The sequence below is a fragment of the Plantactinospora sp. BC1 genome, assembly GCF_003030345.1.
In the GTDB taxonomy this organism is placed as follows: domain Bacteria; phylum Actinomycetota; class Actinomycetes; order Mycobacteriales; family Micromonosporaceae; genus Plantactinospora.
In genome coordinates this window covers 4,144,706-4,165,567 of the sequence record NZ_CP028158.1, presented here as the reverse complement: position 1 = coordinate 4,165,567, position 20,862 = coordinate 4,144,706, and the positions used below count along the sequence as shown (strand labels likewise).

The following is a 20,862-nucleotide window of genomic DNA, read 5'->3' as shown; positions in this document are numbered from 1 at the left end:
CCACCGGTCGGGAACCGTGGGCGCGGGTCGGCGCGTCGAACCGGGCATGACACCCGAACGGGGAACTCGATCCGGCGCCGCCGTCGGTACGGCGTTCGTCGCCGGCCTGGCGCTGACCGGCACGCTGCTCACCGGCTGCACCTCCGGGCCGGATCCCGCTCCGCCGGCACCCCCGCGCGACAGTGGGGTACCGGCCAGCGGGCTGCGACTGGTCGCCTTCGACTCCTGCCCGAGCGCGCTGGCCGGGCTCCGCGCCGCCGCCAGGGCGTACGTCGGGCCGTACGGCTTCGCCGGCGGTGGAATGGAACAGACGTTCCGGGGCAACGACGGTGGCGCCGAGCGGGCCGCCGGGGCCGACGCGGCGGGGTTGACCCGGGACAACGCCGCCGCCCCCGATGCCGGGTCCGGCTACTCGGGGACCAACACCCACGAGGCCGGGGTGGACGAGCCCGACCTGGTGAAGACCGACGGCCGGCGCATCGTCACGGTCAGCCGGGGCACGCTGCGGGTGGTCGATCCGGCGAGCCGGCGGTTGACCGGCACGCTGAAGCTCGACTCCGGCCCGGACGTCGGCTGGGCCGAGACCAACCTGCTGCTGCACGGTGACCGCGCGCTGGTGCTGGCCCGGGAGCACGGCGCCGTCGAGCCCGGGGCGATCCGGCGGGGCCGGCCCGGCGTGCCGCCCGCCGACGACCGGCAGCAGGCCATCGTCGGCCCCCGGCTGATCCTGGTCGACCTGGCCGGCCCGCCGAAGATCGTCGGCGACTACCGGATCGACGGCGGCCTGGTCGACGCCCGCCAGGTCGGTCCGACCGTCCGGGTGGTGGTCCGCTCCTGGCCCCGGCTCGACTTCCCGCTGAACAAGGGGGCGGGGCCGGCCGACGAGAAGAAGAACCTCGCCGCCAACCGGAAGATCATCGACCAGGCGCCGATCGACGCCTGGCTGCCCCGCTACCAGACCAGCACCGGTGGGCAGACCAGCACCGGGCGGGTCGGCTGCGACCGGCTGAGCCGGCCGGCGGTCTACTCCGGTACCTCGCTGGTCACCCTGCTCAGCTTCGACCTCAACGCGGCCGGCCTCGGCGACGGCGACCCGGTGGCGGTCGCCGCCGACGGCGACACCGTCTACAGCAACGGATCGCGGCTCTATCTCGCCAGCGACCAGCGCTGGCGGGTGCTGCCGGCGCTGACCGCCGACGACCGGGCGCCCGACCCGAAGGACGAGCAGACCGACATCTACCAGTTCGACATCTCCGGCTCCGACCGGCCCCGCTACGTCACCGCCGCCACCGTGCCCGGCTGGCTGATCAACCAGTACGCGCTCTCGGAGTGGGACGGGCACCTGCGGGTGGCCACCACCAGCGGGCGTACCTGGGGACAGAACCCGAAGTCCAGCTCCGCCGTCTACGTGCTGCGCGCCGACGGGCGGACGCTGACCGAGACCGGCCGGGTCACCGGGCTGGGCAAGGGCGAACGCATCTACAGCGTGCGGTTCGCCGAGGGGACCGGCTACGTGGTGACCTTCCGGCAGACCGATCCGCTCTACACCGTGGACCTGCGCGATCCCCGGTCCCCGAAGGTGACCGGCGAGCTGAAGATCACCGGGTACTCGTCGTACCTGCACCCGATCGGCGGTGGACGGTTGATCGGGATCGGCCAGGAGGCGAGCCGGCAGGGGCGGACCGAGGGCACCCAGGTCTCCCTCTTCGACGTCTCCGATCCCGCGAAGCCGACCCGGATCGCCCAGCACCACGTCCGGTACGGCCACTCCGAGGCCGAGTTCGACCCGCACGCCTTCCTCTACTGGCCGGCCACGAACACCCTGGTGGTGCCGCTGACCACGTACGCGCAGGCGGGCATCGACGGCAGGGTCGAACCCGGCGGCGGCGCCCTGGTGCTGCGGGTCGCCGACGGCGGCTTCACCGAATCCGGGCTGGTCGAGCACGCCGAGGTCCGGACGACGGAGTCGAGCGGGATGATCCGCCGATCGCTGATGGTCGACGGGGTGCTCTGGACCGTCTCCGACGGCGCCATCAAGGCGACCGACCTCGGCACCCTCGGCACGCTGGGCGTGATCCGGATCTAGCCGGGCGCGGCGCGCCCCGGACCGGGTGTTACCGGTGACCCTTCCGAGGGGGTTACAGGTACATCCCGGTCCGGTGCTCGCCGGTCTCCCGGTGCTGCGCCTTGTCGCCCTCGCCGAAGAACCGCCGGCCGCCGAACTCGCCGTGCAGCCGGTCGTCCAGCTCGTCGGCGAGCCCGGTCATCACCTGGACGGCGAGCATCAGGTGGGTCGGCTGGAAGTTTCGGCCGAAGACCGGGATGGAGGCCCAGACGGTGTCGTTGGTGCAGTAGAGCCGGCCGATCGGCATCCGGTTGGTCAGCTCGGAGAGCTTGACGTAGAGCTGCTCGGTCGGCTCGACCTCGGTGAGTACCGGGGAGAAGACGTCGACCAGCGGGGGGTTGTCCCGGACCCGGACGAAGACCATCGCCGAACCGGCCCGGATGCCGATGTCGCCGTCGGAGTCGACCTGGAGCTGGTCCGCCGACGACTTCAACATCGCCGAGACCACCGTGCGGACCCGGTCCTCCAGGGCCAGCGCGTCGTTGCCGCTCTGCGCGGCCCGGGCCGCCGCGAGCGCCTCGTCGAGGTCGAGGTCGGCGGTCGGATCCGCGGCGACCTCGGGCCGGGCGGTGCCGAGCGGCTCGACCGCGACCGGTTCGTCGGACTCGTCGTGGACCAGGAAGACGAGGAAGGCCGGGTGCGGTGCGCCGTAGACGTCGCGCAGGGTCCGCGAGACCGTGGTGGCGAGCCGACCCGCCTCGGTCGTGCTGGCCCGCATCCCGAAGTGCCCGCCGGAACCCTCGACCACCCCGGGCGGCGACCAGCCGAGCGCGATCATGTCGGCGATCGCGGCCCGGTCGAGCCGGTACCCCTGGGGCAGGGCGGTGTTGCCCACGGCCCGCAGGTCGATCCGGTCGTCCTCGCCGATCTCGATGCTCACCGAGTAGACGGCGTCCCCGGTGCCGGAGGCGGTCGGGTCGAGGGTGAGCGCGATCTGCGTACCGGTCGGCAGGCCGCGTAGCTGCTCGGCGAGCGCCCGGGCGAACTCCTGCCAGGCCTCGGTCACCTTGACCCGGAGGTCCGCGGTGGTCGGCTCGTCGAGCAGGATCGACTCGTGGTGCTCGGCCGGGTTCCCCTCGGCCACTTCGTCCCGCGGCGCCGCAGGTTTGTCAGCCGCCATAACCGCCTCCGTCCGTCAGGGCACCGCACACCCTACCCAGCCGACCGGTTGGCCGGGACAGTGCGGACCCCGATCGGACACTAGAGGGGCTGTCCCGGAGTACTCCGGAGGACAGCCCCTCGGCGCGGGCCGACGCTAGCGGCGGGGGTTCGCGGCGAAGAACTCCCACATCGCGGCGGTGGCGTCCACGGCGGTCCGGTAGCCGCTCGCCGACGGCCAGGCGTGACCCATTCCGTTCACCGTGTAGTCGACGACCTGGCTGCCGTCCGGGCAGGTGCTGGCCGTCCGGTTCACCGTCCTGCCCGGGTCGACCCAGGTCGGCGTCCCGACGGTGCAGCCGAGGTTCTTCTGCCAGCGGGACAGCCCGCTGTAGATCCGGGAGGAGTTGCGGTCCTCCCGGCCGACGAAGGTGATCAACGAGACCGGCTTGCCGGGCTTGTAGTTCGGGTCACTGGCGGCCGGCCCACCGGCGAAGGCCCCGCTGACCGGCGCGATCGCCGCGAACACCTCGGCCGCCTCGACCCCGAGCGCGTACGTCAGCTCGGCGCCCGAGGAGAAGCCCGTCGCGTAGACCCGGCCCTGGTCGACCGACCACTCCTTGACCATCTTGTCGACCAGCGCCCGCACGAAGTTGATGTCGTCACCCTGCTCGGCCACCCGGCTGAACTGCCTGTTCAGCGCCTTCGGGTAGGCGACGAGGAAGTTCTCGGCGTCGGCGAGGGCGTTCAGCCCGCTGGTGTCGCGCAGCCGGTCGGGGCTCTGGTCGGTGCCGTGCAGGGCGACCACCAGCGGGATGGGTGGGCCGGGGCGGTAACCCGACGGTGCGTGCACCGCCCAGGTCCGTTCCTGGCCGGCCCAGTCGATCGCCAGGGTGTGGTCGCCGGGTGCCGGTGAGACCGCCGGTCGGGCGGCCCGGGACTTGCTCGGGTCGGTCTCGCTGCCGGCGTCGTCCGCCGCACCGCAGGCCGTCGTCGTGCCGATGACCGCCGTCAAGGCGATCGCTGCCAGGATGGATCGTCCAACGCTGCGCATCAGTTCCCCGTTCGATGTGCGGTTGCTGGTCGGGAGACTATGTCAAAATTGACATAGTGATGTCGTGGCGGGAGATAACAGTTTGGCTACCGTCAGTGCACTGGGTTACGCCCTGCTCTGTGCTCTCCACCGAGGCCCGCTCACCGGCTACGACCTGGTGCAGCGGATGCGCAAACCGATCGGCTACTACTGGACCGCCCAGCAGAGCCAGATCTATCCCGAGCTGGCCCGGCTGTCGGCGAGCGGGCTGATCGAGCACGACGCCGAGACCGGTCCGGGCCCACGGCAGCGCAAGACCCACCGGCTCACCGCCGCCGGCCGGGAGGCGCTGGCCGCCTGGCTGGTCGAGCCGCCCGCACCCCGGGCCTTCCGGGACGAGACGCTCCTCAGGACGTACGCGCTGGCCGCCGCCGACCCGGAGGGGATGCGCGAGTTCTATCTCGCCGAGGCCGAGACGTACCGGCGCCGGCTGGACGCCTTCCAGGAACAGCACGCCGACCTGCTCTCCCGGCACGCGGACGATCCACTCCATCCGCAGTTCGGCGCCTTCGCGACCCTGGAACTGGCCCTGGCCGGCACACCGCCCCGGATCCGCTGGTGCCACTGGATGGCCGAGCGGATGAGCGAACTCGCCCGACTCCGGCGTGAGTCGTCCCGGTAGCACCCCGGCCCGGCGATTGCGGTGACCAACGGGCCACCGCTCCATCGGGTGGGTTTCCGTCGCAGGTGTCCTCCCCTGTCCCGAGAACGTCACCGGACGTTGAGGAAGACCTTCACGGGCGCGAAAAGTCACGCACCCGGGTCGGAGAACTCGATTCTGGGATCGACGTGGGTTCTGGAGCCGGCTTCGGTTCTGGAATCGGCTCCGGTTCTGGGATCGGCGTCGGCCTGCTCCGCCGGCCAGCGGCCGGCGAGGGCGGCGAGACCGGCCGCCGCGACCGCCGGGTCCGCGCCACGACCGACCGCGACCCCGAGCAGGTACGCGGTGACCGGCGCGCCGGGCCGGAGCACGTTGTGGGCCACGTCGCGGGCCAGGTCGAGCACCTGACGCACGTCGACCTCGGCCGGATCGAGGCGCAGTTCGGCACAGGCTGCCGCCAGCCAACGGTCCATCACGTTCATCGAATCCACTCCTCGGCCCGGCGTAGGTCGTCGTCAGTGTCGCAGTCGAACCAGGGCGGCGGGCCCGAGCCTCGCCACGCCACCTCGGTCACGGTCAGCTCGGCGACCAGGGCGCGCATCGACGTACCGGTGAGGACGCCGCCCCGGCCGGCGGCCAGCCGGGCCAACGCGGCCCGCAGCGGGCCGACCCGCCAGACCCCGCAGAGGAACTGCGCCCGGCCGGCGTCGTCGACGTAGACCACGCCGTCGGCACCGGGAGCCCGGGACAGCGCGGTACGGAGCTGGCGTACCGCGTCGGCGGTGAGCAGCGGCAGGTCGGCGGCGAGCAGCGCGACGACCCCTGCGTCGGCGGTGTCGGGCGGGGCGGTGTCGGGCGGGGCGGTGTCGGGCGGGGCGGTGTCGGGGAGCAGGGTGGCCAGGCCGGCGGCGACCGCCGCGACGGGTCCGCCGCCGGGCGGCTGCTCCCGGGTCGCGCGTACCCCGGTCGGTAGCTCGCCGGCCGGGCCGACCACGACCCGGAGGTCGGCGTCGGCGACCGCCGCGAGCACCCGGTCCAGCATCGGGCGACCGCCCACCGGCAGCGCCGGCTTGTCCACCCCACCCATCCGGCGGGCCGCCCCACCGGCCAGCACCAACGTTGCGAAGCCGGGCGGCTGCTGGCCGCCGGAGAGTCGGCCCGGCCGGGGCCCGGCGGAGAGTTGGGCCGGCCGGGGCTCGACCGGCGGCGCGGTTCCGCCGGCTGGGCGGGGTTCGGCGGGCGGCCCGGCTGCGGTCATCCGGTAACGGTAACCGGGGCTACGGCGGGATACCGCCGGCCGCGAGGCAGGATTGGGGCATGGGACGAGCCAGTGGTCGGCGGAGCGTACTGCGGATAGACCTCGACTCGGCGGAGGCGGGTGGCCGGGTCTCGGTGCGCCGGCAGGACAATCTCGCCGCCGAGGAGCCGCTGGAGATCCGGGTGGGTCCGGCCGGGCCGAACCGGCGCGCCCCGCTGGCGGTCACCATGCGTACCCCCGGCGACGACATCGACCTGGCGATCGGGTTCCTGCTCACCGAGGGGATCGTCCGGACCGCCGACGACGTACGCACGGCGCAGCTCTGTGCCGGTACCGACACCCCGAACACCTACAACGTGGTGGACATCGTCCTCGCCGACGACGTACCGGCACCGGCCACCGATCCGGCCCGGAACTTCTACACCACCAGCTCGTGCGGGGTGTGCGGCAAGGCGAGCATCGACGCCGTCCGTACCCGGTCCCGGCACGACGTGTCGACGGACCCGGTCAGCGTGCCGGCGCGTACCCTCGCCGACCTGCCCGACCAGCTCCGGGCCGCGCAGCGCGGCTTCGACCGGACGGGTGGGTTGCACGCCGCGGGGCTCTTCACCGCCGACGGGAAACTCGTCGTGCTCCGCGAGGACGTGGGCCGGCACAACGCGGTCGACAAGGTGATCGGCTGGGCGGTCCGGGAGCAGCGGTTGCCGCTGCGCGGGCACCTGTTGCTGGTCTCCGGACGGGCCAGCTTCGAACTCACCCAGAAGGCGTGGATGGCCGGCATCCCGCTGCTCGCCGCCGTCTCCGCGCCGAGCACCCTCGCCGCCGAGCTGGCGACCGAGGCCGGGATGACCCTGGTGGGCTTCCTCCGGGGCGGCACCATGAACGTGTACGCCGGAGACGCCCGGATCACCGTCTGACCGGCACCCGCGCCCGTCTCCACCCCTGCCGCCCTACCTGCCAGGTAATCGCCAGCGGACGTGCGCGCTGGCAGTCTCGACCGGCAAGCGTGATCAGGCACTGGAGGCATGTCATGGACACCCGAGCCACCGTCGAGGAACTGCTGCGCCGGATCGGTGCCGGCGACCCGGAGCGGACCGCCGCGCTCTACGCCGAGGCGGTCGACTGGAAGGTCAACTGGCCCGAGCCGACCCACCCGGCGGTGCCGTGGATCCGGCCCCGGAGCAGCCGGGCGGACGTCGTCGACCACCACCGGACCCTCGCCGCGAGCAGCGTGCCGGGGCAGGGCTCGGCCACGATCGAACGGATCCTGGTGGACGGCCCGGACGCGGTGGTGATCGGCGAGACCGCGCAGACCGTACGGGCCACCGGGAAGCGGTTCAACACCCGGTTCGCGCTCCATCTCACCGTCGAGGACGGGTTGATCGTCCGGCACCACGTCTACGAGGACAGCCTCGCCGTCGCGCTGGCCTGCGAGCCCGGTTGACCCGCCACGGGTCAGCGGGCCAGGATCCGGGCGACCTCCGCAGGCCGGGCGAGGTGCGGGAAGTGACCGCTCTCCGGTACGACGGTGATCGTGACATCGGGCAGCGCCGACTCCAGCCACCGCCGGTACGCCGGATCCGGCTCGTTGCCCACCACGTAGTCGTACGGGATGCCGCGGGAGCGGATCTGGGCCAGGTCCCGGGTCCGCTCCTCCCCGAGCGCCTCGGCGCTGTGCACCAGGACCTCGCCCCAGTAGCCGAGCAGCAGATCCTGCCGTGGCGTGGTCGCCGTACGGACGAGTTCCCGGGCGGGCTCGGGCAGCAGGTCGATGTCCATCCGGGCGAGCATCGTTTCCCAGACCTGCTGCCACTGCGGCCCGCGCAGTACCGGCTCGGCTCGGCGCACCACCGTGCCGAACGCGCCGACCAGCAGCGGCTGGTCCACGTTCACCACGCCTCGGGCCGGGTAGCGGGCGGCGTAGATCGTTGCCAGCATCCCGCCGAGCGAGTGGCCGACCACGATCGGCGGGTCGAGGCCGGCCTCCGTCACCGCGCCGTGCAGGACCTCCACGACCTCGCCCGTGTCGTACGACTCACGGCCCGGCGAATCGCCGTGCCCGGGCAGGTCGACGGCGATCACCCGCCGGTCCGGGTCGATGGCGGCCAGCTCACGCAGGACCGGCCCCCACTGGCGCCGGTCGTAGGTCAGGCCGTGCAGCAGGACCAGCGGCGGCCGGCCGTCGTCGTCCGTGCCGTGGCGGTCGGCGGCCAGTCCGCCGAGGTACCGCCCGTCCGGGTCAACCATGTCGGCTCCGATCGCCAGGGCTGCACTGAGCAGGCGCGAACAGGAGGCGCACAGGTTGGAGGCGGCGTCCGAGCAAGGTCACGTGATCAGGCTACCGTCACCCTGCGTATCGACATGCCGATCGGCGGCCAATCGTCCTCACCCAACGTCAGCGTCCGCGACGACCCCGACACTGAGCCGAGCCCGCAGGTGGGCAGGCCCTTGCTCCGAGGGCCGCGAGCATCGTCATCCGGGCTCGTCACCCGGCCGGGGCGGTGGCTCGGCGCGGTCGGATCCGGGCCAGTCGTCGAGTACGGAGGGGCCGATCCCGGCCTGTAACGCCTCGGACAGGAGCTTTGCGAACGAGTAGTCGGGCTGCGCCTGCAACGCACGCTCCACCGCCACGCCGGCCAGGGCGCCCTGGCCGGCCCGCCAGGCGGCGAAGCCGAGCAGGCTGGCGGGGGCGGGCACCAGGTCGGGTTCGACCCGCCGGAGCACGTCCGTCCAGAGCGCGAGGTGCCACTCCTCGCCACCGGTCCGCTGCCAGGCGTCGTCCCGGACCGGCAGGTGCACCAGGAGCAGGCCGAGCCAGGCCACCTCGTCGTCGGTGAGCTGACCGCCCGTACGGTGCCGGTGCAGCGCCCTGCGCACCGCCGTACGGCCGGTCCGGCGCAGCGCCCGGCGGCCCTGTGGATCCCCGGGCGGGGCCTTGCCGAGCAGGGTGCCGAGGCGGTACTCCGCCCGTCTGGCCGCCTCCCGCAACGCCTCCCGGGCCGGACCCTCGACCGGGGCGATCCGCCGGGCCAGGGCGTCCCGGTCGGGGAGCGCGACCTGGCCCGCGAAGGTGGCCGCCGCCGCCAACTGACTGGTCGAGGCGTCGAACCGGCGCCCGTCGGCCGGACAGCAGTCGGCGTCCCCGCACAGGTACGACCAGTAGCGGTCACCGGTCACCCGGAGCGCTTCGAGCACCGGCAGCCCGACCCGACCGAGGGCGGCCGTCACCGCGTCGACCGCCGGGGTGACCCGGGCCGGTTCGCCGTACCCGATGACGGTCGTGGTCTCGACCCGCTGCCGGGCGACGACCGCCGCGACCTGTGCGGCGGCCTCGTCGACCTCGCCGCCGGCCGCCGGCCCGGCCGTGCCACCGGGGAGGTCGCCACGGGCGACGAAGACGACCTGGTTGCCGCGCAGCGCGATCACCACCACGCTGTCGGCCGGGTGGAAGCCCAGCAGGTAGGGCACGGCGGCGAGCAGGTCGGTGGTCGAGCGGACGGCGAGGACGGCTCGATCGATCGGCGTCATAGCGGGCAGCGTGCCGAGCCGGGCAGCCCGGCCGGGACCCCTGTGGATGACACGCCCGAAGCTATCCACAGCTACTCTCCGTATTTCGGCTGCTCAGCCGCCGGACGCGACCCGCCGCCAGTTGCATCGAACCTAGTCGATATCGGAGGAAGCCAACCCAGAAACCGTGCGGCGAGATCCATCGGTTCCCGGCCGGGCTGGTCCTCGATCGCCGCCAGCAGCCGGCTGGCCAGGAAGACGGCCAACCGGTGCCGGTCGTCGCGGTACATCGCCAGCAGCACCAGCCGGGCCGGCTGACACGGCCAGGGTCCGCCGCACTCGCGGCAACGGAACGGCGGCCGGATCGGCGTGTGCGGCCGGAACCGGGCGTACGGCCGGCGGCTCACCACCGTGAGTTCCTGGCCCGCAGGCGCGGCACGCGGAACGGCGCGGGCGCGGCCGAGTCGGGGCAACGCCAACGGAGCCCGCACCGGCAATAGCGCCACCATCTGCGCCAATCCCGACGGTGTGTCGAATTCGATCGTGATCGCCATTCCATGGTGCCTTCCTCCGCCCGCTGCGACGCGTTGGATGCGGGGGTGCATCGGTGGCGTACACACCGATGCACCCCCGCGCACATCCGCCCGTCCTTTCGGGGGGATCGCGTTACGGATCCGGACGAATGCGCCTGCCTTCCACTCTGGACTCCGGATGACGGACTGGGGAAGATGGGCGACGGTCGGGTGGTCAGACCGGCCACGGAGGTATTCGGACGTAGAGAATCGGGCATCCCTCGTAGAGAGTCGGAGAGTGCGAATGAACATGTCAGCCAGCGAATTTCTGCTATGGGAATTGCGGCGCCGGAGGACGGTCGAGGGGCTCAGCCAGGACGAGTGGGGATCACGCCTCTACTTCTCGCCGCAGCACGTCAGCGCCGTCGAGCGAGGCACCCGGCCGGTCAAGCTCGACTATCTCCAGGCTGTCGACAACGAGTTCGGCACGTCGCTGGCGGTCTTCTACGAGAGCTTCGTCAAGCAGGAACTCGCCCCGGTCTGGTTGCGCCCCTGGCTGGAGTACGAGGAGAAGGCCACCGCCCTACGGCTCTACGGCGCACTGGTGATCCCCGGACTCTTCCAAACCGAGCGGTACGCGCGAATGGTTCTCTCATGTAGTCCGCTGCAAACCGACGAGTTGGAGCGCAAGGTTCAGCTCCGGGTGAGCCGCCAGGACATTCTTGATCGCACCAACCCGCCTCGCGTCTCTGCCATCATCGAGGAACTGGCGCTTCGACGCGGCGAGCCGGAAATCATGTCGGAGCAGATCCGGCACCTCATCACGCTCACGGAGCGGCCCAACATCACCATCCGGGTGATTCCTGCCGACGCCCCGGCGCATCTCGGCTGGGGTGGCCCTCTGGCACTCGCGAGCTTCACCGATGCCGAGGACGTCGGCTACCTCGACAACCACCTGGTGGGGCAGACCGTGACCAGCCCAAACCAGGTCGCCACGCTGCACGAGGTCTGGGATAGTGTCAGCGCAGTCGCACTGCCAGCTCGCCAATCCCTGGACCTCCTCAAGGAAGTGGCAAAGTCATGGACTTGACCGACGCCGCCTGGCGCAAGAGCACACGTTCCACCCCGAACGGTGGGGACTGCGTCGAGGTCGCGGACAACCTGCCCGGCCGCGTACTCGTCCGGGACAGCAAGGACCGCGACGGCGGCAACCTCGCCTTCACCCCCACCGCCTGGCACGCCTTCGTCGCGGGCATCACACACCGGCGGTAGCGCGGGCCAGGACAACGGCCGGCACTCGAATAGCCAAAAGGTGCGGCCCACTCCCGAACGGGGAGCAGGCCGCACTTACCGCTGTGTGGTAGGTCAGGCCGCTGGCAGGCTGGTGAACACCAGCGGCCCGGACGGTGCCGGAGTACCGCCGTTGGGATAGCCCCACGATGCGCTGTTGCCGGCCGAGGTGGTGAGTGTGAAGCCCACCGTGTACGTCCCCGGCGGCAGGCTGCGGAAGCTGACGGGCAGCGAGAGGCGCCCGTCTGACCCGACGTTGATGCCGCCGTACGCGCCGCCCACCGAGTGGCCGAGGGAGTTGTAGATGGTGGTCGAGAACCCATCCACCGGAGCGAGCGTTACGTCGTCGATGGTGACATGGACGCTGATGCCGTGGGCCACCTCCCCCGGAGCGGCCTCGGTGCGGCTCAGTGCCGCCGCGATCGCCACCGGCCGGGTCGGGTCGGGCACCCGAGTGGCCCGCAGGTCGAGCGCCGGCCCCCCGTAGTGGGTGCCGTACACCGAGACCGAACCGGCCGTGTCGGTGAACAGGATGCCGTCGATGGTGCATGAGTCGCTTAGCTGGCTCATCACCACCGGCAGCGAGTACGTGCCAGCCGGTCCCTCGGTCAGCACCTGGTTCCAGGTCGAGCAGGTCGTGGTCTCGACCGTGGCGGTCAACTCGCCCTGTACTCCGCTCGCGGTGAACGTCAGCGTGGTCGTCGCCGGCTCGCGCCAGTTGTTCACCTGTGTCGGGTTCAGCGCGAATCCGGTGGCGCTGATCGCCTCGTTGCGGGTGACCCGCACCGTCGGCACGTCGATGCCGGTGTAGCGCTTGGTGTTGCCGGCCCGGTCGGTCAGGTTGACCGCCTTCACCCTCCATTCGCCGGTGGGACTACCCGGCGGCAGCGTCACCGGCACCTGGCACTGAACGTGCCAAATTTCCCAGTTCTGCCTGTCCCCACAGAGCATTCCGCCCTGGTTGCTGTACGACAGGGTGATCGGCGCGACGATCTCGGCGGCGCCGGGACCGTCCAGCACGATGCGGCCCTTCCAGAAGCCCGCCCCCGGGTCGTCCTTGATGTTTACGCCGTAGCGCAGGGTTGTACCGGAGCCGTCGTCGTACATGTGGGCCTTGGTTGGCGGGTCGAGCCAGACCATCTCGATCCCCGGCGGCGCGGTGTCGGGGGTCTGGGTGGCGGCCAGCACGGCCGCTGGGTCGATCTTGGCGCCGGACAGGGTCCGCGTGGTGCCCTGGTCGTCGGTCGCGGTGATCTTGGTGACGCGGTAGGTCACCGGCGCAGCCGGACCGTACTCGGTCACGAGGAAGTCGTACGCGTAGGAGGAGCTGGCGATCCCGCCCGTGTGCGGCCCGACGACGGGCCAGCCGCCGTTGAGACCGAACCGAATCTGCTCGACCGGCCCGATCGCGGTGGTACCGCTGTAACGCTGCACGTAGATGCTGCCGCTGAGGTCGCGGGCAGTGGTCGACGTATCGTTCACCGTCCAGTTCAGGGTGACGGCCGTACCACCGGTGGTGGTGTCGACCTGGTCCGTCGCGAATGCGATGCCTGAGAAGGTGATCTTCGGTTTCGCCGCCGCGGCGGCCGGTGCGGCCGCCGCCCCGAGTAGCACCGTGGCCGCTGTGGTGGTGGCCAGGATGCGTGAGACTGCGCGAAGACGCGCAGCAGCCATGTGTCCTCCCCGTAGACGTGCGGCCGGACCGCGATAGTCCGGTCGGCGCGGGCCGCTGTGTTGCCGGCAGCACGCAGCGTATTAGGTGCACGCCAGGACGCAACGTGAATACGGCCTCTCCCTGGTGTGGAGAGGCCGTGGGCGCACGGCAGAGGTTGACCATTCGGAACCTTCTGCGCCCTCCGGGTCAGGTGTGGAACTGCTGCCCGTGCAGCTCGATCGGGTCACGGCGGGCACCCGAGCGCGGCCGCAGCTCGACGGTCAACTCGATCGCGGAAAGCACGTCGTAGCCGGCGCCGCGCAGGCAGCGCAGCGCCTCCACGTTGCGGGACTGCGGCTTCACGGTGAGCCGGGCCAGCCCGCGCCGCCGAGCCTCCTCGGCCACCTGGTCGAGCAGCGCCCGGCCGATCCCCTGGCCCCGGAGCCGGGCGGTCACCACCACCGGCTCGACCCGGCCGTCCCGGCCGTCCATGATCAGACCGACCAGCCCGACCACGCCGGCATCGCCCCGCTCCGCCACCCACACGCCGGAGAGGTCCAGCCGGGTCAGGTACTCCTCGAACGCCGCGCCCGGGTCGGTGCCGCCGAAGGTCGGATCCTCGTACAGCTCGCGGTGCTGCTCGGCCAACTCGGCCCAGAGCCGCCGACCGGCCCGATGGTCGGCCGGCCGGTACGGTCGGATCGCGGTGGCGGCCACGTTCTCATATCTACTCCCCATCGCCGCGCCGCGACACCTGGTTGGCCAAGAGCGGTCGACGAAGAGCTACCTTGCCCAGATGGACCTGGCGTACCTGCGGGAGCATCCCGGGCAGCTTCCGCTATTCCTCACCCACCAGCGGATCCGGGAGACGCCGGTGCCCGGTGGCGACATCTGCACCGCCACCCGACTCACCCTGGACGACGGCAACTCCGTCTTCGCCAAGTCCTGGCCGGAGGGGGCCGCCGAAGCCGTACCCGAGAATTTTTTCGCCACCGAGGCGGCCGGGCTGCGCTGGCTGCGCGCGGCCGGCGCGGTCCCGGTGCCGGAGGTGATCGCGGCGCTGCCGGAGCTGCTGGCCCTGGAGTGGGTGGAGCCGGGCGAGGCCACCCCGGCGGCGTCCGCGCGGTTCGGTGCCGAGCTGGCCGCGCTGCACCGGGCCGGCGCCGACACCTTCGGCGCGGACTGGCCCGGCTTCGTCGGGGCGCTGCCGCAGGACAACACCCCGTCCGCCGGCCCGTGGCCGGTCTGGTTCGGCGAGCACCGGCTCGTGCCCTACCTGCGGCAGTCGGTCGACAACGGCGCGCTCTCCGCGGCCGAGGTCACCCTGGTCGAGCTGGTGATCTCCCGGATCGACGGGTACGGCGGCGCCGAGCCGCCCGCCCGGATCCACGGCGACCTGTGGCCGGGCAACCTGCTGTGGGGCGCCGACGGGCGGGCCTGGCTGGTCGACCCGGCGGCGCACGGCGGGCACCGGGAAACCGACCTGGCCCAGCTCGCGCTCTTCGGCGGCGCCCCGCACCTGGAGACGATCGTGGACGCCTACCAGGAGGTGTGGCCACTCGCCGACGGCTGGCGGGAACGGGTACCGGTGCACCAGCTCCACCTGCTGCTCGTGCACACCGCGCTCTTCGGTGCGGCGTACCGGGATGCGGTAGGTAGGGCGGCTCGCGCCGCACTGTCGGTCTGACGCGCTACCGTCGAGCGATGACCATTCCCGTTCGATCCGGGGGAGTACCGGACCGGACGTCGGCGGACCGGCCGGACGTCGGGGGCCTCGTCGACCGGTTCGGCCGGGCGGCGACCGACCTGCGGGTCTCGCTCACCGACCGGTGCAACCTGCGGTGCACCTACTGCATGCCGGCCGAAGGGCTGCCCTGGCTGCCGAAGTCGGAGGTGCTGACCGACGACGAGATCGTCCGCCTGGTCGGCATCGCGGTACGCCTGCTCGGGGTGACCGAGGTCCGGTTCACCGGCGGCGAGCCGCTGATCCGCCCCGGGCTGCCGGAGATCGTCGCCGCCGTCGCCGCGCTCTCGCCCCGGCCCGTCATCTCGCTGACCACCAACGGGATCGGGCTGGACCGGCTCGCCGGGCCGCTGCGCGAGGCCGGGCTCGACCGGGTGAACGTCTCGCTGGACAGCCTCGACCCGACCCGCTTCACCGAGCTGACCCGGCGACCCCGGCTGGACGCCGTACTGGCCGGGCTGGCCGGGGCGGTTGCCGCCGGACTGGCCCCGGTGAAAATCAACTCGGTACTGATGCGCGGGGTCAACGACGGTGAAGCCCCGGAGCTGCTCCGCTTCGCGCTGCGGCACGGCTATCAGCTCCGCTTCATCGAGCAGATGCCGCTGGACGCCCAGCACGGCTGGGACCGGTCGACGATGATCACCGCCGAGGAGATCCTCGCCGCGCTGCGGGCCGAGTTCACCCTGCTGCCGGATCCGGCCGAGCGGGGCGGGGCACCGGCCGAGACCTGGCTCGTGCAGGGCTGGACGGACGCCACCGGCCGACCGGCCCGGGTGGGCGTGATCGGCAGCGTGACCCGGCCGTTCTGCGGCGACTGCGACCGGACCCGGCTCACCGCCGACGGGCAGGTGCGCAACTGCCTCTTCGCCACCGACGAGTCCGACCTGCGGGCCGCGCTGCGCGGCGGTGCCTCCGACGACGAACTCGCCGAACGGTGGCGGGTGGCGATGTGGGGCAAGCGGGCCGGGCACGGCATCGACGACCCGACGTTCCTGCAACCGGCCCGGCCGATGTCGGCGATCGGCGGCTGAGGATGACCGTGGACTCCACACCGACCCTGGTCGTACGCTACTTCGCCGCCGCGCGGGCCGCGGCCGGCGTACCCGAGGAGACCGTGCCGGGCGGCGGCAGCCTCGACCAGCTCGCCGGTGAGCTGGTCGACCGGCACGGCGAGCGGCTGGCCACCGTGCTCAAGATGGCGAGTTTCCTGGTCGATGGCGTCACCTGGCACGACCGGCAGGCGCCGCTGCCGGTCGGCGCCACGGTCGACGTCCTGCCGCCGTTCGCCGGCGGCTGAGGCACCCGTGATCGGTGTGCTCGGCTTCGTCGGGACGTTGGCGCTGGTCACCGGCCTGATCCACCTCTACCTCTGGAAGCGGCTGGTCCGGGACACCACCCGGCCGGGGCGCTGGCGCCGGGCCGGCGGCGTGACCGTGCTGGTGCTGGCCCTGCTCACCCCGGCGACACTGGTCGGCACCCGGCAGGGCTTCTACTGGCTGGCCTGGCCGGGCTACCTCTGGCTCGCCGTCATGTTCTATCTGCTCGTCCTGCTGGCCGTGCTGGAGATCCCGATGCTGGTGGCCAGGCTGGCGCTGCGCCGCCGCATCCGGGCGGTCGTACCGGCGGCCACCCCGGTCGGTGTCGAGTCGGAGGGCGCCCTGACCGGCGGTGTCGGCGGCACGGACGTCGCACCCGGCGGTGTCGCCGGCACGGACATCGGAGCCACGCCCGCACCCGCACCCGCACCCGCGCCCGACCACGACCCGGGCCGCCGGCTGCTGCTCGCCCGGAGCGCCGCGATCTTCGCCGGGCTCACCGCGACCGGAGTCGTCGGGTACGGCGTCCGCACCGCCCTCGGCCCGCCGCAGATCGACCGGGTCCGGATCCCGCTGGCGAAACTCCCCCGGAGCATGGACGGGCTGCGGATCGCCACCGTCTCCGACATCCACATCGGACCACTGACCGGCCGGGCGCACACCGAGCGGATCGTGGCCACCATCAACCGGCTCGACGCCGACCTGGTGGCGGTGGTCGGTGACCTCGTCGACGGTACCGTCGGCGAACTCGGCCCCGCCGCCGCGCCCCTGCGCGACCTGCGGTCCCGGTACGGCAGCTTCTTCGTCACCGGCAACCACGAGTACTACTCCGGGGTCGAGGAGTGGGTGGTCGAGCTGGACCGGATCGGGCTGCGGGTGTTGCAGAACCGCCGCGAGGAGATCCTCGCCCGGGGCGGCGCCCTCGACCTCGCCGGGGTCAACGACCCGGCCGGTGAGGGGCTCGGGTTCGCGACCGGCCCCGACTTCGACGCCGCGCTGGGCGGCCGCGACCCGAGCCGTCCGGTGGTGCTCCTCGCCCACCAGCCGATCAACGTGCACGAGGCGGCGAGACACGGCGTCGACCTGCAACTCTCCGGGCACACCCACGGCGGCCAGATCGTGCCGTTCAACCTGGTGGTCGGGTTGCAGCAGCCGGTCGTCTCCGGGCACGCCACCATCGACGGCACCCAGCTCTACGTCACCAACGGCGCCGGCTTCTGGGGCCCACCCGTCCGGGTGGGCGCCCCACCGCAGGTCACCCTCGTCGAACTCCGCTCCCCCTGACCCCACACCCCGGCGGGTGCGGAAATCACATTCGCGCGTGGCGGCACGCGGTCGCCGGGAAGGTCATGACAGGATGCGGCGTGTCTCCGTTGCGCGCCGCACCCGCTGACGGCTCCCCCTCCGCCGCCGTGCCCTTCGTCGCGGACCTGCACATCCACTCGAAATACTCCCGCGCGTGCAGCCGTGACCTGACGATGCCGAATCTCGCCTGGTGGGCCCGGCGCAAGGGGATCAGCCTGCTCGGCACCGGTGACTTCACCCACCCCGCCTGGTACGAGCACCTGCGCGAGACGCTGCACCCGGCCGAGCCGGGCCTCTATCGGCTCAGCCCGGAGGCGGAACGGGACATCGCCCGTCGGCTCCCACCCCGGCTGGCCAGCGTCGCCGAGGCGAGTCCGATGCGCTACATGCTCAGCGTCGAGATCTCCACCATCTACAAGCGGGACGACCGGACCCGCAAGGTGCACCACCTGATCTACCTGCCCGACCTGGACGCGGTGGCCCGGTTCAACGCCACGCTCGGCCGGATCGGCAACATCGGCTCCGACGGGCGGCCGATCCTCGGTCTGGACTCCCGGGACCTGCTGGAAATCACCCTGGAGGCCAGCCCGGACGGCTACCTCGTGCCGGCGCACATCTGGACGCCGTGGTTCTCCGCGCTCGGCTCGAAGTCCGGCTTCGACGCGATCGCGGACTGCTACGCCGACCTCGCCGAGCACATCTTCGCGGTCGAGACCGGGCTCTCCTCCGACCCGGAGATGAACTGGCGGGTGTCCAGCCTGGACCGTTACCGGCTGGTCTCTAACTCGGACGCGCACTCGCCGCCCGCGCTGGCCCGGGAGGCGACGCTCTTCGCCACCGACCTCGACTACTACGCGGTACGCGAAGCGCTGCGTACCGGGGACGGGCTGGCCGGGACGATCGAGTTCTTCCCCGAGGAGGGGAAGTACCACGCGGACGGGCACCGGCTCTGCGGGGTCAACTGGGAACCGCAGCGGACCCGGGAGGCGGGCGGGCGCTGCCCGGAGTGCGGCAAGCCGCTCACGGTCGGCGTACTGAGCCGGGTCGAGGACCTCGCCGACCGGCCGGACGGGCACCGGCCGGCGAACGCGCCGCAGGTCACCCACCTGATCCAGCTCGCTGAGATCCTCGGTGAGATCAACAGTGTGGGGCCGAAGTCGAAGACGGTGGAGGGGCAGCTCAACACCCTGGTCGCCGGGCTCGGTGCCGAGCTGGACATCCTCACCGTCACGCCGGTCGACGAGATCCGCCGGGTCGGCGGCGAACCGCTCGCCGAGGCGATCACCCGACTCCGGCGCGGCGAGGTGCGCCGGATCCCCGGCTACGACGGCGAGTACGGCGTGATCACTCTCTTCGAGCCCGGTGAACTGTCGTCCGGCTCCGGCGGTGGTGGCCGGGGCGGCGCCGGGCAGGCGGAGACGCTCTTCGCTGACGCGCTCTTCGACGTACCCGTGCCGCGACAGCGACCGCCCGCGGAGCCGAAGGCGCCGGCCCGGCCCGCCCGGTCGACGGCCCCGACGCCGGCCACCCCGGCGGAGCCGCGCCGCCGGACCCGGGCCGCCGCCCCGCCGGCCGAACCCGCACCGCCGCTCGCCCCGCCGCCGTCGCCGCACGAGCCGTTCGAGCCGATGCTCGCCGGCATGGAGGAGGTCGGCACCGGGCTGCTCGACCGGCTCGACGCGATGCAGCGGGTCGCCGCCTCCGCACCCGGCGGGCCGCTGCTGATCGTCGCCGGCCCCGGCACCGGCAAGACCCGCACCCTCACCCACCGGATCGCCTACCTCTGCGCCGAGCTGAACGTCTATCCGGAACACTGCCTGGCGATCACCTTCACCCGGCGGGCCGCCGAGGAGCTGCGGCACCGGCTGGACGGGCTGCTCGGGCCGGTCGCCGAGGACGTCACCGTCGGCACCTTCCACTCGCTCGGCCTGACCATCCTGCGGGAGAACGCCCGGGCCGCCGGGCTGCCGGAGAACTTCCGGATCGCCGACGACACCGAGCGGGCGACCGCGCGGGCCGAGGCCGGCGACGACGACGCCACCTACGTCAAACTGCTGCGCGGCCAGGACCTCGTCGACCTGGACGAGCTGGTCGGCCTGCCGGTGGCGCTGCTGCGCGACGACCCGGAGCTGGTCGAACGCTACCGGGACCGGTGGCGGTGGATCTTCGTCGACGAGTACCAGGACGTCGACGCGACGCAGTACGAGCTGCTCCGGCTGCTCAGCCCGGCCGACGGCAACCTCTGCGCGATCGGCGACCCCGACCAGGCGATCTACTCGTTCCGGGGCGCCGACGTGGCCTACTTCCTGCGCTTCTCGCAGGACTTCGTGGACGCCCGGCTGGTCCGGCTGACCCGCAACTACCGCTCGTCGGCGCCGATCCTCGCCGCCGCCGTGCAGGCGATCGCGCCGAGCACGCTGGTCCGGGGCCGGCGGCTCGACCCGGCCCGGCTCGACCCGGAGGCACCGCTGGTCGGCCGCTATCCGGCGGCCTCCGTCGCCGACGAGGCCGATTTCGTGGTACGCACCGTCGACGAACTCGTCGGCGGGCTGTCGCACCGCTCGCTCGACTCCGGCCGGATCGACGGCCGGAACACCGACGTCTCGTTCTCCGACATCGCGGTGCTGTACCGCACCGACGCCCAGGCGGCGCCGATCCTGGACGCGCTGGCCCGGGCGAACATCCCGGTGCAGAAGCGCTCGCACAACCGGCTGCGGGACCGGCCCGGCGTCTCGGTGATCGCCCGCGAGCTGCGGCACGCCGACGGGCTCGGCGGCTCGGTCGCCGCCCGGGTACGCCTCGCCGGGCAGGTACTCGCCGAGCGGCACGCCACCCCCACCCTGGACGCCACCGGCGGGATCGGCCCGGACGACATCTGGACGGCGGCCGACCTGCTCACCCCGCTCGCCCGGCGCTGCGGCGACGACCTGGAGCTGTTCCTGTCGCAACTCGGCACCGGTGCCGAGGTGGACGCCCTCGACCCGCGCGCCGAGGCGGTCACCCTGCTCACCCTGCACGCCGCCAAGGGGCTGGAGTTCCCGGTGGTCTTCCTGCCCGGCTGCGAGGACGGGCTGCTGCCGCTGCGCTGGCCCGGCTCGACGCCGACCGAGGAGGAGGTGGCGGAGGAGCGCCGGCTCTTCTTCGTCGGGCTGACCCGGGCACAGGACCGGCTCTACCTCAGTCACGTGAGCCGGCGGCTGCGGCACGGCCAGGAGCGGGACTGCGTCCCGTCGCCGTTCCTCGACGCGATCGACGCCGGACTCTTCGAACGGCTCGGCGACAACGTGCCCCGTCGCCCGAAGGACCGCCAGCTCCGGCTGCTCTGAGCCGTCCCGCCCGCGCGTCGGGTTCCTCGTCGG

Annotated in this window: 20 protein-coding genes; 11 read left to right on the top strand and 9 right to left on the bottom strand. The window is 72.6% G+C overall.

The window, feature by feature from the left end:
- Positions 1-46 precede the first annotated feature (46 nt).
- A complete protein-coding gene (locus tag C6361_RS18095; protein ID WP_107268436.1) occupies positions 47-2,086 on the top strand; it encodes a beta-propeller domain-containing protein in 2,040 nt (679 codons plus the stop codon).
- A 52-nt stretch (positions 2,087-2,138) separates the two neighbouring features.
- Here C6361_RS18095 and C6361_RS18090 read toward each other — a convergent pair whose 3' ends face one another.
- Together C6361_RS18090 and C6361_RS18085 are read right to left on the bottom strand one after the other, a co-directional pair.
- Positions 2,139-3,245 carry a hypothetical protein gene (locus C6361_RS18090; RefSeq protein WP_107268435.1) on the bottom strand — a complete coding sequence of 369 codons (1,107 nt, stop codon included), beginning with the start codon at positions 3,243-3,245 and terminating at the stop codon, positions 2,139-2,141.
- 135 nt (positions 3,246-3,380) lie between these two features.
- Complete coding sequence (locus tag C6361_RS18085; RefSeq protein ID WP_107268434.1) at positions 3,381-4,277, bottom strand: PHB depolymerase family esterase; 897 nt, start codon at positions 4,275-4,277, stop codon at positions 3,381-3,383.
- A gap of 82 nt (positions 4,278-4,359) precedes the next feature.
- Between C6361_RS18085 and C6361_RS18080 the strand changes: the two genes are divergently transcribed.
- Complete coding sequence (locus C6361_RS18080; RefSeq protein WP_159079373.1) at positions 4,360-4,938, top strand: PadR family transcriptional regulator; 579 nt, start codon at positions 4,360-4,362, stop codon at positions 4,936-4,938.
- A 128-nt stretch (positions 4,939-5,066) separates the two neighbouring features.
- On the opposite strand, the gene C6361_RS18075 is transcribed toward C6361_RS18080, so the two are convergent.
- Together C6361_RS18075 and C6361_RS18070 are read right to left on the bottom strand one after the other, a co-directional pair.
- Complete coding sequence (locus tag C6361_RS18075) at positions 5,067-5,399, bottom strand: DUF6457 domain-containing protein (protein WP_234359554.1); 333 nt, start codon at positions 5,397-5,399, stop codon at positions 5,067-5,069.
- Positions 5,396-6,175: a molybdenum cofactor guanylyltransferase gene (locus C6361_RS18070; protein ID WP_107268432.1), complete on the bottom strand. Its 780-nt coding sequence runs from the start codon at positions 6,173-6,175 to the stop codon at positions 5,396-5,398. Before C6361_RS18070 ends, C6361_RS18075 begins: the two co-directional genes overlap by 4 nt.
- A gap of 59 nt (positions 6,176-6,234) precedes the next feature.
- Here C6361_RS18070 and fdhD point away from each other — a divergent pair, with 59 nt between their 5' ends.
- Together fdhD and C6361_RS18060 are read left to right on the top strand one after the other, a co-directional pair.
- The gene (gene fdhD / locus C6361_RS18065; RefSeq protein ID WP_107268431.1) at positions 6,235-7,092 is read left to right on the top strand and encodes a formate dehydrogenase accessory sulfurtransferase FdhD; all 858 of its coding nucleotides are present in this window, start codon (positions 6,235-6,237) and stop codon (positions 7,090-7,092) included.
- A 113-nt stretch (positions 7,093-7,205) separates the two neighbouring features.
- Positions 7,206-7,619 (top strand): nuclear transport factor 2 family protein, encoded by a 414-nt coding sequence (locus tag C6361_RS18060; RefSeq protein ID WP_107268430.1) that lies wholly within the window; start codon positions 7,206-7,208, stop codon positions 7,617-7,619.
- 11 nt (positions 7,620-7,630) lie between these two features.
- Here C6361_RS18060 and C6361_RS18055 read toward each other — a convergent pair whose 3' ends face one another.
- The 3 genes from C6361_RS18055 to C6361_RS18045 form a co-directional block, all read right to left on the bottom strand.
- Positions 7,631-8,422: an alpha/beta fold hydrolase gene (locus tag C6361_RS18055; RefSeq protein WP_107268429.1), complete on the bottom strand. Its 792-nt coding sequence runs from the start codon at positions 8,420-8,422 to the stop codon at positions 7,631-7,633.
- Between the two features lie 225 nt (positions 8,423-8,647).
- Positions 8,648-9,703 (bottom strand): DUF4192 domain-containing protein, encoded by a 1,056-nt coding sequence (locus C6361_RS18050; protein WP_107268428.1) that lies wholly within the window; start codon positions 9,701-9,703, stop codon positions 8,648-8,650.
- A gap of 71 nt (positions 9,704-9,774) precedes the next feature.
- A complete protein-coding gene (locus C6361_RS18045; protein ID WP_234359553.1) occupies positions 9,775-10,236 on the bottom strand; it encodes a hypothetical protein in 462 nt (153 codons plus the stop codon).
- 262 nt (positions 10,237-10,498) lie between these two features.
- Between C6361_RS18045 and C6361_RS18040 the strand changes: the two genes are divergently transcribed.
- Together C6361_RS18040 and C6361_RS18035 are read left to right on the top strand one after the other, a co-directional pair.
- On the top strand, positions 10,499-11,284 hold the full coding sequence (locus C6361_RS18040) for a helix-turn-helix transcriptional regulator (protein WP_159079372.1): 786 nt from the start codon (positions 10,499-10,501) through the stop codon (positions 11,282-11,284).
- A complete protein-coding gene (locus C6361_RS18035) occupies positions 11,275-11,466 on the top strand; it encodes a DUF397 domain-containing protein (protein ID WP_107268426.1) in 192 nt (63 codons plus the stop codon). The genes C6361_RS18040 and C6361_RS18035 overlap by 10 nt, the downstream gene beginning before the upstream one ends.
- A gap of 93 nt (positions 11,467-11,559) precedes the next feature.
- Here C6361_RS18035 and C6361_RS18030 read toward each other — a convergent pair whose 3' ends face one another.
- Together C6361_RS18030 and C6361_RS18025 are read right to left on the bottom strand one after the other, a co-directional pair.
- Positions 11,560-13,158, bottom strand: coding sequence for a hypothetical protein (locus tag C6361_RS18030; protein WP_159079371.1), 1,599 nt, complete (start codon positions 13,156-13,158; stop codon positions 11,560-11,562).
- Positions 13,159-13,345: 187 nt separating this feature from the next.
- Entirely contained in the window at positions 13,346-13,876 is a 531-nt protein-coding gene (locus C6361_RS18025; RefSeq protein WP_234359552.1) for a GNAT family N-acetyltransferase, read from the bottom strand.
- Positions 13,877-13,934: 58 nt separating this feature from the next.
- On the opposite strand from C6361_RS18025, the gene C6361_RS18020 reads away from it, so the two are divergent.
- The 5 genes from C6361_RS18020 to C6361_RS18000 all read left to right on the top strand — a co-directional run bounded on the left by C6361_RS18020 (position 13,935) and on the right by C6361_RS18000 (position 20,829).
- On the top strand, positions 13,935-14,825 hold the full coding sequence (locus C6361_RS18020) for a fructosamine kinase family protein (protein WP_107268424.1): 891 nt from the start codon (positions 13,935-13,937) through the stop codon (positions 14,823-14,825).
- 17 nt (positions 14,826-14,842) lie between these two features.
- Positions 14,843-15,913 carry a GTP 3',8-cyclase MoaA gene (moaA, locus tag C6361_RS18015; protein ID WP_107268423.1) on the top strand — a complete coding sequence of 357 codons (1,071 nt, stop codon included), beginning with the start codon at positions 14,843-14,845 and terminating at the stop codon, positions 15,911-15,913.
- A gap of 2 nt (positions 15,914-15,915) precedes the next feature.
- Positions 15,916-16,179: a MoaD/ThiS family protein gene (locus tag C6361_RS18010; protein WP_107268422.1), complete on the top strand. Its 264-nt coding sequence runs from the start codon at positions 15,916-15,918 to the stop codon at positions 16,177-16,179.
- A 7-nt stretch (positions 16,180-16,186) separates the two neighbouring features.
- On the top strand, positions 16,187-17,482 hold the full coding sequence (locus C6361_RS18005; protein WP_107268421.1) for a metallophosphoesterase: 1,296 nt from the start codon (positions 16,187-16,189) through the stop codon (positions 17,480-17,482).
- 80 nt (positions 17,483-17,562) lie between these two features.
- Entirely contained in the window at positions 17,563-20,829 is a 3,267-nt protein-coding gene (locus C6361_RS18000; protein ID WP_234359550.1) for a UvrD-helicase domain-containing protein, read from the top strand.
- Positions 20,830-20,862: the final 33 nt, after the last annotated feature.

What these genes read in the sequence shown, in the direction of transcription:
- C6361_RS18060 (WP_107268430.1), top strand. Translation starts at nt 7,206, where the DNA reads ATGGACACCCGAGCCACCGTCGAGGAACTGCTGCGCCGGATCGGTGCC.
- C6361_RS18090 (WP_107268435.1), bottom strand. Translation starts at nt 3,245, where the DNA reads ATGGCGGCTGACAAACCTGCGGCGCCGCGGGACGAAGTGGCCGAGGGG.
- C6361_RS18020 (WP_107268424.1), top strand. Translation starts at nt 13,935, where the DNA reads ATGGACCTGGCGTACCTGCGGGAGCATCCCGGGCAGCTTCCGCTATTC.
- C6361_RS18025 (WP_234359552.1), bottom strand. Translation starts at nt 13,876, where the DNA reads ATGGGGAGTAGATATGAGAACGTGGCCGCCACCGCGATCCGACCGTAC.
- C6361_RS18055 (WP_107268429.1), bottom strand. Translation starts at nt 8,422, where the DNA reads ATGGTTGACCCGGACGGGCGGTACCTCGGCGGACTGGCCGCCGACCGC.
- C6361_RS18050 (WP_107268428.1), bottom strand. Translation starts at nt 9,703, where the DNA reads ATGACGCCGATCGATCGAGCCGTCCTCGCCGTCCGCTCGACCACCGAC.
- C6361_RS18045 (WP_234359553.1), bottom strand. Translation starts at nt 10,236, where the DNA reads ATGGCGATCACGATCGAATTCGACACACCGTCGGGATTGGCGCAGATG.
- C6361_RS18075 (WP_234359554.1), bottom strand. Translation starts at nt 5,399, where the DNA reads ATGAACGTGATGGACCGTTGGCTGGCGGCAGCCTGTGCCGAACTGCGC.
- C6361_RS18010 (WP_107268422.1), top strand. Translation starts at nt 15,916, where the DNA reads ATGACCGTGGACTCCACACCGACCCTGGTCGTACGCTACTTCGCCGCC.
- C6361_RS18085 (WP_107268434.1), bottom strand. Translation starts at nt 4,277, where the DNA reads ATGCGCAGCGTTGGACGATCCATCCTGGCAGCGATCGCCTTGACGGCG.
- C6361_RS18070 (WP_107268432.1), bottom strand. Translation starts at nt 6,175, where the DNA reads ATGACCGCAGCCGGGCCGCCCGCCGAACCCCGCCCAGCCGGCGGAACC.
- C6361_RS18040 (WP_159079372.1), top strand. Translation starts at nt 10,499, where the DNA reads ATGAACATGTCAGCCAGCGAATTTCTGCTATGGGAATTGCGGCGCCGG.
- C6361_RS18035 (WP_107268426.1), top strand. Translation starts at nt 11,275, where the DNA reads ATGGACTTGACCGACGCCGCCTGGCGCAAGAGCACACGTTCCACCCCG.
- moaA (WP_107268423.1), top strand. Translation starts at nt 14,843, where the DNA reads ATGACCATTCCCGTTCGATCCGGGGGAGTACCGGACCGGACGTCGGCG.
- C6361_RS18030 (WP_159079371.1), bottom strand. Translation starts at nt 13,158, where the DNA reads ATGGCTGCTGCGCGTCTTCGCGCAGTCTCACGCATCCTGGCCACCACC.
- C6361_RS18095 (WP_107268436.1), top strand. Translation starts at nt 47, where the DNA reads ATGACACCCGAACGGGGAACTCGATCCGGCGCCGCCGTCGGTACGGCG.
- fdhD (WP_107268431.1), top strand. Translation starts at nt 6,235, where the DNA reads ATGGGACGAGCCAGTGGTCGGCGGAGCGTACTGCGGATAGACCTCGAC.